The sequence below is a fragment of the Frankia sp. Mgl5 genome (assembly GCF_023242985.1).
Taxonomy (GTDB): Bacteria; Actinomycetota; Actinomycetes; order Frankiales; family Frankiaceae; genus Parafrankia; species Parafrankia soli.
The window spans coordinates 1-12,642 of sequence record NZ_JALKFY010000663.1; the positions used below are offsets into that span (position 1 = coordinate 1).

The 12,642-nt window shown below is 67.1% G+C and carries 10 protein-coding genes and 6 pseudogenes; 8 read left to right on the forward strand and 8 right to left on the reverse strand.

Annotation, left to right across the window (positions count from 1 at the left end; genetic code table 11):
• Window positions 1–77: 77 nt before the first annotated feature.
• Window positions 78–383, reverse strand: a pseudogene (locus MXD62_RS21940) (pentapeptide repeat-containing protein); the annotation flags it as partial.
• A gap of 966 nt (window positions 384–1,349) precedes the next feature.
• Window positions 1,350–1,806, reverse strand: a pseudogene (locus MXD62_RS40810) (Fic family protein); the annotation flags it as partial.
• A gap of 262 nt (window positions 1,807–2,068) precedes the next feature.
• Between MXD62_RS40810 and MXD62_RS21950 the strand changes: the two are divergent.
• The 4 genes and pseudogenes from MXD62_RS21950 to MXD62_RS40815 form a co-directional block, all read left to right on the forward strand.
• Window positions 2,069–2,818, forward strand: a complete 750-nt coding sequence (locus tag MXD62_RS21950) for an NUDIX hydrolase (protein ID WP_248831369.1) — start codon at window positions 2,069–2,071, stop codon at window positions 2,816–2,818.
• Entirely contained in the window at window positions 2,815–3,987 is a 1,173-nt protein-coding gene (locus MXD62_RS21955; RefSeq protein ID WP_248831370.1) for a 5'-methylthioadenosine/S-adenosylhomocysteine nucleosidase, read from the forward strand. Before MXD62_RS21950 ends, MXD62_RS21955 begins: the two co-directional genes overlap by 4 nt.
• Entirely contained in the window at window positions 3,984–5,951 is a 1,968-nt protein-coding gene (locus tag MXD62_RS21960) for a hypothetical protein (protein ID WP_248831371.1), read from the forward strand. Before MXD62_RS21955 ends, MXD62_RS21960 begins: the two co-directional genes overlap by 4 nt.
• Window positions 5,952–6,081: 130 nt before the next feature.
• Window positions 6,082–6,302: pseudogene (locus tag MXD62_RS40815) on the forward strand (IS630 family transposase); the annotation flags it as partial.
• A gap of 34 nt (window positions 6,303–6,336) precedes the next feature.
• On the opposite strand, the gene MXD62_RS21965 reads toward MXD62_RS40815, so the two are convergent.
• The 3 genes and pseudogenes from MXD62_RS21965 to MXD62_RS39305 all read right to left on the reverse strand — a co-directional run bounded on the left by MXD62_RS21965 (window position 6,337) and on the right by MXD62_RS39305 (window position 7,922).
• Entirely contained in the window at window positions 6,337–7,353 is a 1,017-nt protein-coding gene (locus MXD62_RS21965) for a toll/interleukin-1 receptor domain-containing protein (RefSeq protein ID WP_248831372.1), read from the reverse strand.
• Between the two features lie 267 nt (window positions 7,354–7,620).
• Window positions 7,621–7,779 (reverse strand): annotated as a pseudogene (locus MXD62_RS39820) (Fic family protein); the annotation flags it as partial.
• Between the two features lie 14 nt (window positions 7,780–7,793).
• Window positions 7,794–7,922, reverse strand: coding sequence for a hypothetical protein (locus MXD62_RS39305; RefSeq protein WP_285224140.1), 129 nt, complete (start codon window positions 7,920–7,922; stop codon window positions 7,794–7,796).
• A gap of 524 nt (window positions 7,923–8,446) precedes the next feature.
• On the opposite strand from MXD62_RS39305, the gene MXD62_RS21975 reads away from it, so the two are divergent.
• The gene (locus tag MXD62_RS21975; RefSeq protein ID WP_248831373.1) at window positions 8,447–9,187 is read left to right on the forward strand and encodes a maleylpyruvate isomerase N-terminal domain-containing protein; all 741 of its coding nucleotides are present in this window, start codon (window positions 8,447–8,449) and stop codon (window positions 9,185–9,187) included.
• A 287-nt stretch (window positions 9,188–9,474) separates the two neighbouring features.
• Here MXD62_RS21975 and MXD62_RS40820 read toward each other — a convergent pair.
• Window positions 9,475–9,552 (reverse strand): annotated as a pseudogene (locus tag MXD62_RS40820) (epimerase); the annotation flags it as partial.
• Here MXD62_RS40820 and MXD62_RS21980 point away from each other — a divergent pair.
• The 3 genes from MXD62_RS21980 (at window position 9,542) to MXD62_RS21990 (ending at window position 11,069) form a co-directional block, all read left to right on the forward strand.
• Entirely contained in the window at window positions 9,542–9,829 is a 288-nt protein-coding gene (locus MXD62_RS21980) for a hypothetical protein (RefSeq protein WP_248831374.1), read from the forward strand. The pseudogene MXD62_RS40820 and the gene MXD62_RS21980 sit on opposite strands and share 11 nt — an antisense overlap.
• 58 nt (window positions 9,830–9,887) lie before the next feature.
• Entirely contained in the window at window positions 9,888–10,157 is a 270-nt protein-coding gene (locus MXD62_RS21985; protein ID WP_248831375.1) for a hypothetical protein, read from the forward strand.
• A 504-nt stretch (window positions 10,158–10,661) separates the two neighbouring features.
• Complete coding sequence (locus MXD62_RS21990; protein ID WP_248831376.1) at window positions 10,662–11,069, forward strand: hypothetical protein; 408 nt, start codon at window positions 10,662–10,664, stop codon at window positions 11,067–11,069.
• A gap of 336 nt (window positions 11,070–11,405) precedes the next feature.
• On the opposite strand, the pseudogene MXD62_RS21995 reads toward MXD62_RS21990, so the two are convergent.
• A pseudogene (locus tag MXD62_RS21995) lies at window positions 11,406–11,621 on the reverse strand (DUF1990 family protein); the annotation flags it as partial.
• A gap of 568 nt (window positions 11,622–12,189) precedes the next feature.
• Window positions 12,190–12,357, reverse strand: coding sequence for a hypothetical protein (locus MXD62_RS22000; RefSeq protein ID WP_248831378.1), 168 nt, complete (start codon window positions 12,355–12,357; stop codon window positions 12,190–12,192).
• Between the last annotated feature and the right edge of the window lie 285 nt (window positions 12,358–12,642).

The following is a 12,642-nucleotide window of genomic DNA, read 5'->3' on the forward strand; positions in this document are numbered from 1 at the left end:
CTTCCTCGGGTTCGTCTGCCTCGCTGCCGCGATCACCTGCTGGAAGAAACTCCCGCACTCGACGTGAGACACGCTCTAAGCAGGCCGATGGCCGCGACGTACAGCTCCCGAACGTGGGTATCTCGGTTCGCCCGACGCACTTCGGTGTTCGCTTGGCGGGTCTCGTCGAGGGCGATCAGTCCGCCGGCCACCGCGACGAGCGCTGCTGCCGCGGTCAGCAGTCCGCCTTGCAGCGCCGCGCGCGCCTCCTCCCCTTCGTACCTGCGGTCTGGCAGGTGAAATACACCTGCCACCGCGAGGGCAACTCCGACCACGCTGAGCCCGACGAAGAGTCGTAGGCGCCGCCGACCAGCCCGCCGCCGCGCGTCCTCGTTGTCGACCATGAGGAGGGTTGTACGTCACCGGAAGACCGCGCAGAGCCTCCTTGCCCCATTTCGGGGCTGTGGCTACCGCTGTGCTGTGGCGGGCGTACCGGGCAAAGGCCGACGGGGCGCGCGGCCCGGCGAGGGGTGGAAGCCGGCGGCTGAGGTGCCGTAACGCGCATCCCAGACCGGTGCGGGTCGGCTGCACGAGAGCAGGCCTGCCAGCAGCCGGGCGGGTGTGCCACCGGTGATGATCGACCACCGATTGAGCCGGCCGGCTCGCTGCGAAGGGGCGGACGCGAAAGGGTGGCGGCCACCCCTCACCCGGGGACCGGCAGGCCACGGCCACTAACAGGTAGCGCCCGCGCCAGGCGACCGGAACGCCCCCGCGGGTCGAGGGGGGACGCTGCGAGGGGTTCGCTAGCGTCCCCCTGTTTCCCTTGGGAGCAGGGCTGTTCTGACCCTCGGGGGACCCTGGGGACTCTGCTACGAACCTTCTCTCCGCGGACGCCGTCAGCAGGTACGGACGCTGCCTCTTCGCGCGGGTGTTCCAGGAGGGACGATCGATAACCGATGGACCCACCGGGGGCACGGCGAGAGGCACACTCCCCCGGCTACCGAGCGTCGGTGAAGTCGCGTCCGCCTGGACTGCCGAGAGCCCTCTAGGGGGGACGCGACACGCCGGCCGGGTGGAGGGCCGCCAGCGATCGGATAACTTTCAGCTAGTCGCTTAACGGATCATGCTGGAACCACTGGAACCATTGCTACGCGCTAGTCGCTCGGCCCCGAATTGCTTCTAAGTACTGGGTCGCAGGTTCGATCCCTGCCGGGCGCACCGATCCGCGTATTGCGCGGACAGATCTTCCCCGCCATGCCAGCAGCTTTAGACGCGCCTTCAACGGCGAAGACGGCGACAGCCGAGGAAGCTTCAAACGCTGACGCGGCCGCGACCACCGATCGGGCCCCGGCGGGCCGGCGGGTTGCTTGTCAGCTGGTGTACGGGTTGCTCGAGGTCATGGGCGTGCGTGCGACGTCGAGCACCGGCGGTGGGAAGCGGGGCCGGCCGTGTAGTAGCGGGCGCGGGTTCGGCCGACCGGTTCCAGGACCTGTGCCGTGGTGAGATCACGAAGGTCGCGCTGCGCCTGCTGCAGGCTCAGGCCCTCGGCGTGCTCGTAGCGGGAGCGGCGGACGCGCCCAGCCATGGCCACGTCGTGCAGGGCCGTGACCACCCGCTCGCCCCGACCGGAGGTCTCGGCGAATTCTGAGAGCGCGCGCCAGACCCGTCCGGAGCGGTCGAGCCGGCCCGCAACGGTCTGGGCCCGTGGTGGTAGGCGGTCAGGTTGAACCGGATCCAGTTGGAGACGTCCTGGTCGGGCAGGTATCTCGGGCCCCGGTCGGCGAGTTCGCGGTAGTACTCCCAGGTGTTGCCGGGACGGCTGAGCCACACCTCAAACGCGCCGGCCGTGGACCGCGAATGCCGAACGCTCGGGCCAGCCGCGAGATCGCCAGCCGGGCTCGGGAGTGGTACGGCCGACCACACCGCGGGGGCCACACGCTGTGTCACCCCTGTCGCCCCGGCGCCCCGCCGCTCCTAGGCACCTCCGTCGTTCGAGACGCCCGGACCGCATCGACCCGGTGAGCCATCCCTGACTGTCCACTTGCCGACAGGTCTTTCTGTCATCAACACAAAAAGTTAGTCTTGCAACGTGATCCACGATCCATGGGAGCCTCCAGAGGTTCTGCTCGCCGTCGACCTCGTGATCCTCACCCTGCGGGGAACAAGCCTGCAGGTGCTGCTGATCGAACGTACGATCGAGCCGTACCAAGGTGCGTTCGCGCTCCCAGGTGGCTTCCTGGCACACGTCGAGGAGGACCTCGACACGGCGGCACGGCGGGAGCTCGCCGAGGAGGCTGGCATCGAAGCCGGGAGCCTGTATCTGGAACAGCTCGGCGTCTACGGCGAGCCCGGCCGTGACCCGCGGGGGCGGGTTGTCTCGGTGGCCTACCTCGCTGTGGCGCCGCGGTTGCCGGAACCGGTCGCAGGATCGGACGCCGCGGATGCGAGCTGGCAACCGACGAACCGAGTCCTCTCAGGCGAGTTGGTTCTCGCTTTCGACCATCGTCGAATCATCACGGACGGCGTCGAACGCGCGCGGGTCAAGCTCGAGAACTCAGCACTTGCCACCGCCTTCTGCGATCCCGCCTTCACCATCGGTGATCTCCAGGAGGTGTACGAGGCGGTCTGGGGGACGCCACTCGACCCCAGGAATTTCTACCGAAAGGTCCAGAAAACCAGCGGGTTCATCGTTCCGGTGGGCGGGGAGCAACGGACCACTGTCGGGCGGCCCGCCCGCCTGTTCCGAGCAGGCCTCAGCTCCGTCCTCTCACCACCGATCACCCGGCCCGTCGCCCCTGCGGCAGATGCCGCCGACACGCACCCGGAAAAGGAGGGATGAGCGTGGCGAACACCCGGCCGATCGTCGTCCTGACGGCTCTCGACCTGGAGTACCAGGCAGTTCATGAACATCTGGTAGACGCGCGGCTGCACCGCCATCCGCAGGGAACCCGTTTCGAGGTCGGCCGATTGGCCGGCGGCCAATGCCGTGTGGCGCTGGCGCACGTCGGCGTAGGCAATCAGTCGGCAGCGGTGCTCGCCGAACGCGCCATCGCCGAGTTTGCACCGGCGGCTTTGCTCTTCGTCGGCGTCGCCGGCGGCCTTCATCGCCATATCGCACTCGGTGACGTCGTCGTGGGCACTCACGTCTACGCCTTCCACGGCGCCACCAGCGAGGACGAAGGGCTCTGGGGGCGACCCCGCACGTGGCCGCTCTCGCACCGCGCCGAACAGATCGCACGCCACCTGTCTCGGACAAGAAGCTGGGCCCGGCCGCCAGTCAACTCCCTCCCACAGGTGCACTTCGGGCCGATCGCGGCGGGCGAGGTGGTGTTGAACTCCACCGTGTCGGCCCTGGCCCGTTGGCTTCACGACCACTACAACGACGCACTCGCCATCGAGATGGAAGGCGCGGGAGCCAGCCAGGCCGGGCTACTGAACAGCTCCCTGCCCGTGATCGTGATCCGTGGCGTCAGCGACCACGCCGACGGCACCAAGGAGTCGACCGACCGCCACCTGTGGCAGCAGCGAGCCGTGGCGAATGCGGCCTCGTTTGCCGTGGCGCTCGCCGAGGAACTGGCCGTGGACATCGGAAAGGCCGATACCGCGGAAACGAGGATCGGGAGGAGATCCACCATGCAGGTACCGAACCAGAACATCCGCAACACCGCGTCGGGGAACGCCCGAGTTGGTGTGCAGGCCGGAGCCGTGCACGGGGGCGTGACCATCGGGGCGACCGGTGAGCAAGTCCCGGCGGACCTGTCGGCGGCGCTTGTCGGCTTCCGCAACGACCTGCAGAACGCACGCAGCGCCGGAACCGTGGACGAGGACACCTACGCGGCCGCCGAAGCCGAGCTCGCCGCAGCTGACGAGGCACTCCAGACGGATTCACCAGCGACCCGCCGAGCGCTGCTGGTCGCCCTCAAGAAGGTCCGTGGGCTGATCGGTGACGTGGCCGATCTCACCACGAAGATCGGGGTGGCCATCGCCATCGCGCAGGGATTGTCGTGACCGATGACTGGGGCTTCTCCTCCGGGTCGGGCTTCCAGCCCGGCCCAGTTTCGTCCTCCAACATCGCCGACGGTTTCTCTCAGGTCGGAGTCCAGGCTGGTGTCGTCCACGGCGACGTCAACCAGTACACGGTCGCCCCTAATGCGAGTCCGGAGGAGAAGTTCGAGGTCGGTGTCCGCCACCTGGACGGGCGCATGGCCGACCAGGCACGCCAGCTCATGCGCGAGTTCGTGGTCAGCTCCGCCAAGTCCGACCGAGTGCGTTTCCACTGGCTGCTGGCACTGGTCAGCGGACGATCGAGGAACGAACTGTCAGCCGACGAGTCCAGGCAGCTACGTGACTTACAGGAAGATCAACCTGAGCAGGACGATGATCCCTGGGCGCAAAGCCTGCGTGCGGTGCTCCTGCTGCTGGAGGCGACCGAAGGTAGGAACACCGACGTCACGGTGGCACTCAAGGAGCTCGACGCCCTGCCCGACCCGCAGAAGGGCATGATTCTCCGTCACACGGAACAGTTCCTCGAGGGTCCGCTCGAGGACGAGGTATGGCAGCGCGCCATCGTTCAGGCCCGCAACGAGCAGAAGATTAACGCACGCACCGACCGGGTGAAGAAATTCTTCCATCCGGACCCGGTCGCACCGCGCACGCGCCCTCCACATCCAGTCGACATCTCCAAACAGACTCGCCTACGTGCCGTAGTTTCTGCGGTGTTCCTCGCCGCCTGGTCGGTACACGTCGCCGTGCGCCTGACGGCTGCCGGAAAAGCCTGGACGATGCTCGGGTGCACACTGGTTCTCACCATCGGTGCACTCGCCGTCCGACACGGAGCGACCTGGAAGATTGAGTACATCGACACCGCGGACGAAGTCGGTTCCCTGCAGCCCTCCGGAGCGTTTGCGAAGAAAATCGACCACGATCTCAAGAACCGCGTCGCCACGAACCCGCCGAGTGGTATCGCCCCCGCCGAGTGGCTTCAGTGGACGGCCAGGACCCGACGCAGCATCGCCAACGAGATCATCAACCTCTACTGGGAACGTTGGATCGGCGCCGATCGTGTCGCGTGGCTGCTACAGCATGAAGCATGGCAGATGCAGATGCAGAGGATGTGGAGGGGAGGAACCAACCTGTCCTACACAAGAGCACAGCGTGCCGTGCCGGGCCTCGGTGCGTACGGGCTGGTCGGGATCGCCGTACTGGCGGGCGGAAGTCTGTGGACGCTGGTCGCCACAGCCGGAGTCGAGGTTCTCCTGGCCCTCGAGACAGCGCTCTTCGTCACCGCCGCGGCCTACATCCATGTTCTCGCCCGACTGGAGAAAGAATGCGAGAAGCGACGATTCGCCGCCGAGCATGATCAGTACGAAAAGGTCAGGGCGTCACGAGAGGCAGGATTCGAGCGGTGGAAGGCCTACCTGGCAGACCGGCCGGACGATCAGGAGATGGCACGGTGGCTCGACTGCGACCGCAGAATAATCCTCGACCGGGCGCTGCACCATTACCGACTGACAGCGAGCAACGTCATCGCCCACGCCTTCATCGAGACACAGGCCGCATCAAGTAAACGAGGGCGAGTCCACCGAGGTCCGTTGCGCTACAAGAAATACCAGATCTCCGTTTTTCTCCTCACCGCCGACGGAGTCCGCAACTTCGTGTCGGTACTGGACTTCGATACAGGAGATTTCTCCGATAAGGGGCGTCTGAACTACCGCTTCGACTCGGTCGCCTTCATTCGCGTCAACCGGGACGCCAGGAACGTACAGAAAGTCGAAATAGTCCTCGTTAACGGCCAGATACTCCCGATACAGATGACAGAAACCGCACCGGAGGAGATCACCGCGGACGAGACGACCGAGCTGGTGGCCGACCTCACGCAGGACGCCAGCGGACTGCAGCACACCATTCACGTCCTCGAAGGAATCGCCGCCGAGGGCAGGAGATGGTTCCGGCGGACAGCGTCCGGCTGGTGACATAATCTCGCCGATGAGGAACGACCGTGATGGATAGGCGCTGCCGGGGTCTGTAGGTGCCTGTGGCCGCCGGGTCGTAACGAGATATCGGGCTTTCCGGCATGGAAACCACGTCTGTGGCCGCAAGAAGATCGCGAAATCGATTCCGTCGGAGCATCAGCTGCCGTTCTCGACCTGGAGCCTGTCGAAAATGGCGAGTTCCTGGTCGCCAAGGAGTGATTGACGACATCAGCCAGGATGGCGTGTCGTTTCTACGCCATCGCCGACGAGCAGGTCACTCCGGTGCCCGCCGAGCCGACGGCGGTGTTCTGCCTGTACGAGTTCGGTCCGCTCAACCTCCAACCCCGCCCGGACGGAACGTGTGATCCCGGTTCGGGAGACCGGCTCAGACCGGGGTATAGAAGACGCGGATCACCTTGGCGTTGAGGTCGCACCACACCGTCGACCTCCCCCCGATGCTGACCACCGTACCTTTGTGACGGTAAACGCTGTGATCGTCGAGCCTTTCACAGTCGACGGAAGCGAAGAAGTCGTCGCTCCCCCCACCTCGGCACACGACATGTGCTCCCTTGTGCCCTCCGCTGCCCTCGTCATCCTCGACGGTGCAGGAGAGGTGCGCCGAAGCAGTCGCCTGTGTCCGCGACGCGGTCGCGGTCGGCGCGGGAAGCAGAGTAGCGGTGGTGATCCCGGCCGCGGTGCTGCCGTTCGGGGTGGTCGCCAGCCCGCTCTTGGGACGGGTCAGACTGTCCAGATATCCCCATGCGAGCACGCTCAGCACGGCCAACGCACTAGCAACGATGAGGCTCACAAGGGCAACCAGGTAACGCCTCAAACCCGCACCGTCGGCGCGGCGCGGCGGGTCGCTAACGGGGCCGCTGGTCGGGAACTTCGGGCCGAGGCTGGTGCCGGGGGACGCGGACGTGACGGGGGGTATGAGCGTGTTGGGGAAGGCGGGCTCGGTGAGGGGTTTAGCGCGTCCTTTCACCGTGGCGGTGATGCTGTCTAGCAGCCGGGCGCGGGCGGTGTCGGCGTCCAGGCCGTAGAGGTCGAAAGAGACGACCGCGCCGAGGAGGGTGGGGCGGGGGCAGTCCTGAATGCGGATCGGGATGACTTTGCGGGCCTGTCCGTGGGGGTCGGCGCGGAACGCGGCCTCCCATTCCACGCGCCCGTAGACCGAGGTGAGGTAGGCGTGGGAGAGGACCGCGATGACTTTGCGGCTGCCGCGTACTCCGTCTTCCATGCGGCCCATCCAATGATCGCCGGGGACGATGTCCCATGCCTGGATCAGCACCTGGTAGCCGGCCTCTTCGAGCTGCCAGGCGATCCACTCCGCCCAGGCGCGATCGGAGGCGGTGTAGGAGACGAAGAAATCCCAGCTGGCTCCGTGCTCCCGCGCGCTCACAGTAGGTCAGATTGCCACAAGCCGCCACCAGTCCGGTGCACGGCCTGTCCACCCGGCGGCGGTGTCTGCGGGCGTCGCTGAACTGGACGGCCCCAACCCTCGTGCTCGACGGGATCTTCAAGCGATGAAGGCCGATGCCGGGCAGTGACCACCGATCGGGCATCGGCAGGTCCGCGGGTTGTCTGTCAGCTGGTGTACGGGTTCCTCATGGTCATCGGCGTGCGTGCGATGTCGAGCGCCGGCTGCGGGAAGCGGGGCCGGCCGTGAGCCATTCCCGTCGGCCCAGGGGTGGATGGACACCAGGTGCAGATGTGCCATGGCCGCGCGCGCCAGCAGGTGGGTGCCATCATCGGCGTTGAGCCAGTCGACGAGTTCCCCCATCAGCGCGGGGACGGTGTCGGCGTCCGGGGCCGTGTAGGCGGCCGACGCGGACCGAAAGCTCAGGAGCGCCTGGCGTTCGTGTTGCCGGCGTAGCCAGCCCGGCGGACCTTCGCATGGGCGGGTTCGATGGACACGGTCGGGCCGGTGACCTGCAGGTTCAGGTTCGCATTAGTGCTGGTTGGGTGCACAAATCAGCCTTCTTACCTGAGACTTTACACATCAAGATCCACCTGGTGTGGGTCGGGAAGCCCTACACCGTAGGGGAATAATCACCTCCTGCAAGCACACCCCACCGGACCCCCGCAGGCCGGCGACCTGCGGCTTCATCCTAGAACCGGCCGTCCGTACCGACGCACAGCGCGCAGACACCTGATAACTTTCGCATTTTTACCAGCCGTAGAAGATCTCGCGGAGGGCTGTGCGACCAGCCCCGAACGCACGCCACTCGCGGCTTCGCAGCCCCGACCAGCCGCCCTGCCGGGCCCTGACCCAATGCCGTACGAGCATGGTCTGACCGGACCCGTACCGGTGGCACACTGTCCGGTTGAACAAAGGGGGGCAACACGCACAGCACCAGCGGTAGCAGCGCGGGCTGGGACTTCTTCGTCTCCTACGCCCAACCCGACCGGCCGTGGGCCGAGTGGATCTCCTGGCAACTCGGAAGGCGCCGACTACAGCGCCTCGGCGGCTTGAGGAACGTTATGGTCCGGTTGTGGACTACGCCGCTGGCCTGCTGGCGCAGAACCGGCTCCTCACCGACCTGCTCCGCGAGGCCGATCTGTCAATGCCTGTTCCGACCTGCCCGGGCTGGGATCTGACCCAGCTCATGCGCCACGTCGGGCGCTTTGACCGGTGGGCGGCCGTGATGGTTCGGACCCGGGCCCTTGAGGTTCTCGACCCGCGCACGATCGAGGGCGGCAAGCCGCCGGCGAACCGCGGCGGCGCGCTCGCCTGGCTTCAGGAGAGCCCGCGGCTGCTGCTGGAGGCCGTCGCCGTCGATCCGGACGTGCCGGTATGGACGTTCATCGGCCCGCGGCCGGCGCGCTGGTGGGTCCGGCGGCGGATGCACGAGGCGATGATCCACCGTGTGGACGCCGCGCTCGCGCTGGGAGTCGGGCACCCACTTGAGGCCGCGTTCGCCGCCGACGGGATCTCGGAGTGGCTCGGCCTGCTCGCCGCGCGGCCCGGCGCCGCGATTCTTCCGGACGGGGCCACTGTCCACCTGCACGCCACCGACGAGGGTCTCGGCATCCAAGGGGAGTGGGCGATCCGCGGCGGCGCGGACGGGATCGGTTGGGAGCACGCTCATGAGAAGGGCGACGTAGCGGTGCGTGGCACAGCCGCCGACCTGCTGCTCGCGCTGCTGCGCCGGATCCCTGGCGGTGACGGCAGGCTGGAGGTCCTCGGCGAGCAGGAGCGCTGGACAAGCTGGCTCGCGAACACCAGTTTCTGACCGTTCGACAGCACGCCGTGGTGGCCGCGGGGCGCAGCCAGTAACGCAGCCACCGCGCGTTGCTACCTGGCTCGGGCGCCGTATTGGAGAACGATCGACGGGCGATTTCCCCGTCGCCGTCGTGTCGCAGCCGGGCGGGCCATCACCCGCTTCGCTGAATGGCCACGCCGGCGACGTCCAACCCGCCCTCGATCTCCTAGATCAACTCCGGCAGGCAGCTACGTTCAGTAGCCGGCAAGGACCATGAATCGACGCGAGACCACGCGACGCCTGCTCATCTATCCCGCGAAGCCCTCCAGATCGACGATCTGTCGGCCTGGCTCCACCTCCAGACTGCCGGCGCCACCGACGACGATGAGCCTCGTAGCCGGATGCCGTTCCATCGCCGTGAGCACGGCGCGGGCGGCGGCGGGTCGCGGCGATGGTGTTCGCGGTCCTCGCCGCGCCTGGCCGGGCCGAGGTACTGGGGACCCGAAGATCTACGTGACCGACCGTTCGGGAAACAAGGTGTCGGTGGTGGACGCCGGCAGCAACGCTGTCGTCGGCACCATTCCCGTCACCGCGCCGTACGAGATCGCCACCACCAGCTCACCCACCCCCGGGCCTATGTCACCAGCTTTGACACGGGGACCGTTACGATGATCGACACAACCCGGGACGTCATCATCGGAACCATCCAGGTCGGCGGCCAGCCCACCGGGTGGCGATCTCCAACGACCTCAGGCGTGCCTACGTCACCAACTACGCGACGCCCTTCGTGTCCGTGATCGACACGGCGACGAAACCCGTCGTCGCCACCATCCGGGTCGACGCGACTTCGATGGACATCGCCATCCTGGATGCCAGGACCTACCACGTCCGGCAACGCCTGCTCAGTTTTCGCTCGGCACCGACACGGTGGAGCGCGGCGAGCGTCCCGTCGTCAGTTCCGTACGACTGGCGTCTTCGCCGGCGAGCCGGCTCTGGGTGAGCGCGCCAAGGAAATCGCGCACGAGGCTTGGGGCGACGGGGACCGCCGCAGCATGTGATCGTCGTCGGCACCGGCCCGTGGTGGCGGTCGCCAACCGCACGGACGACCACCACCGGCAGTGCGTCGACCTGCTCCAGAAGACTCGCGATGTCCCGGACGAATGTGGCCCCCTCTGCCGCCCCAGGCCCCGGCGGAGCTCTGGGACCAGCCAGATGAACGACGACCAGAACGCTGACCCCGACGCGCTCCGCGACGCCGTCATCGGGCCGAGCCACACCCACTGTTGGGGTCCGGGCGCGCCGCTCGGCGTCCGCCAGCACAACGACACACTCACCACACCAACCCCTAGAAGGATCGAGCACGTGGCGATTGTGAAAAATTGTCCTCATGGAAGTATCTGACCCGGCGCGGTACCAACCTTGGGGAGATCAGGATGGTCCCGACGACGGCGACGAGGCGCCACGCAGCGGGAATCGGGCGAGATCATGGTGGGCTCTGTCGGCGGTGACCAGCGTCGTCGTGCTGGTGATCGCGGTGGTGGCGGTCGCAGCCCCGGGTACCTCCGTTCGCAAGAGCACCCCCGTCTCCGCATCGCCATTTGACCCTGACGAAATCGATGCCGCCAGACCAACCCGCCTACGTGCCGACGACCACGGCAACTACGCAGTTCTGGCCTGGCGAAACGGTGCACGACGCACCGACCTGATAATGCAGCCCGCCACTGCTGCTGCTCTGGGCGAGGTTCAGGCACTGCGCGACGAAACGACCTTCACGATTGTCAAACTCGACGCCGTCCAGGGCCGCTGCTTCCGGGTCGGCCACCGGTTCGGCGTCGATGCCTCCACAGGGAAGTCAGTCGTGGCCTGGTCGAAATTCACCTGCATCCGCGGTGCGGCACCGCCGTCGTCCTGATTTCGCCCATCAGGGCTGCCCACACGGGCCCGGGGATGATCTCGGTGTCACCGGTGTCAAGAGGGAGCCGCGCGGCCGCACCGGCGTCGGAGGTACCGGCTCCGCCGGTCAGCTGTCGCCCAGGGTCAGGTCGCCGGAGGTCCACCCGAACCGTTCGGCCAGGAAGCGGCTCTCAGCAGGACCACGGAGGTGTCGTACTGCAGCGGCTGCACCGGCTGCGAACCGAAGGCAGAACCCTCGACGGGCGCCCCGGCCATGGCCACCGACCACGCTGACCTCGCGAGGTCGGGGGTCGTCCCATTAGCGGCGCGCGCCCTGAGCGGCGGCCCGCTCGGCTCAGACTTCCCGACAGCCCACCGCGGCCCGCACCACTCGAGCGTATCGAGTGGTCATCATCGTCTGTGCCCCTCGGCCCGCGGATCCGGCGAGTCGCGGCAGGAGTCCGTTCGGCCGACTGAAGGCCGTGATGCCCAGCCAGACCGCGTCGCCGGCGTCACGTTCCACGACGAAAGCCTCCTCACCATCCTCCGGATGGTCAGGCAGGGTCCCGTAGGCGAATCCCCCGCGCTACTGTAACCGCTGGACGACGCGATGGTGGAACCTCCGGTCTCGGCCGACGGAAATCATTGGCCGCCTGCGATCGGACCGGGCAGTCTGTGCTCGTGGTCGTTCTCCAGTTCCCCGAGAACCGCACTGTGGGCACGATCGATTGGATTGGCGCCTCCTACGACCACCTGGGGCCGCTGCCGGCACGCGGTGACGTGGAAGTACCGGACGGCGGGGAGGTGACCCTGGATATCCGCCCCCACCGCGGAGCTGGATGGCCACGGTGACAGAACCTTCGAATCAGCCTCGGTCAGCCGCTCTCCGGTCGACGTTCACTTTCTCGATCAGCTGCCCTCCGACAGCATCACCATGCTGACGATCATGTATCCGGTTCAGCCCGGGTCGCTGTCCGCGCTGAGCGCACAGCTCGCTGCTGACACCGTGCCTCGTGATCAGCAGAAAGCCGCCGTTCCGGATCGGGCACCCCGACCTCCTTGCGGAGGTCGAGGGCCCGCGCCCGGGTTTCGGGGCAGATGAGGCCGAGGCGCCGGCGCGTCCCCTCGGTCAACTGCCGTTACACCCGCACCACGGGGTTCAGCGACCGACCGGGGTTCTGGAACACCATGGCGATCTGCTTGCCCCGGCTCTCCGCCCGCTCCTTGAGGAGATCCCGGCCCTGGAACACCACCTGGCCCGAGCATCCGGACCGAGCGATGATCAGACCCGTGATCGCACGTGCCATCACCGACTTGCCGGACCCGGACTCCCCACCACACCCAGGGCCTGGGCGTGGTGAGGGTCCAGGGACACGTCGTCGACCGCGCGCACGACGCCACGCGGTGTGCCGATGTAGGCGCGAAGGTTGCGCGCCTCCGGGGCAGGCTCAGCATTCATGGGTCACGGCTACCTTTCATCCGGGTAGCGACCGACTACTGCTGGAGCCGCGGGGTGACGGCTACGGCTGGATCCACAGTTTCTCGGGCAGCAGGGAACCGAGGCCGTACTGCGCGAGGCCGCCGACGTTCTT

Coding starts and splice junctions, on each gene's coding strand:
- MXD62_RS21955 (WP_248831370.1), top strand. CDS start 2,815: ATGAGCGTGGCGAACACCCGGCCGATCGTCGTCCTGACGGCTCTCGAC.
- MXD62_RS21980 (WP_248831374.1), top strand. CDS start 9,542: ATGAGCCTCGTAGCCGGATGCCGTTCCATCGCCGTGAGCACGGCGCGG.
- MXD62_RS22000 (WP_248831378.1), bottom strand. CDS start 12,357: ATGGCACGTGCGATCACGGGTCTGATCATCGCTCGGTCCGGATGCTCG.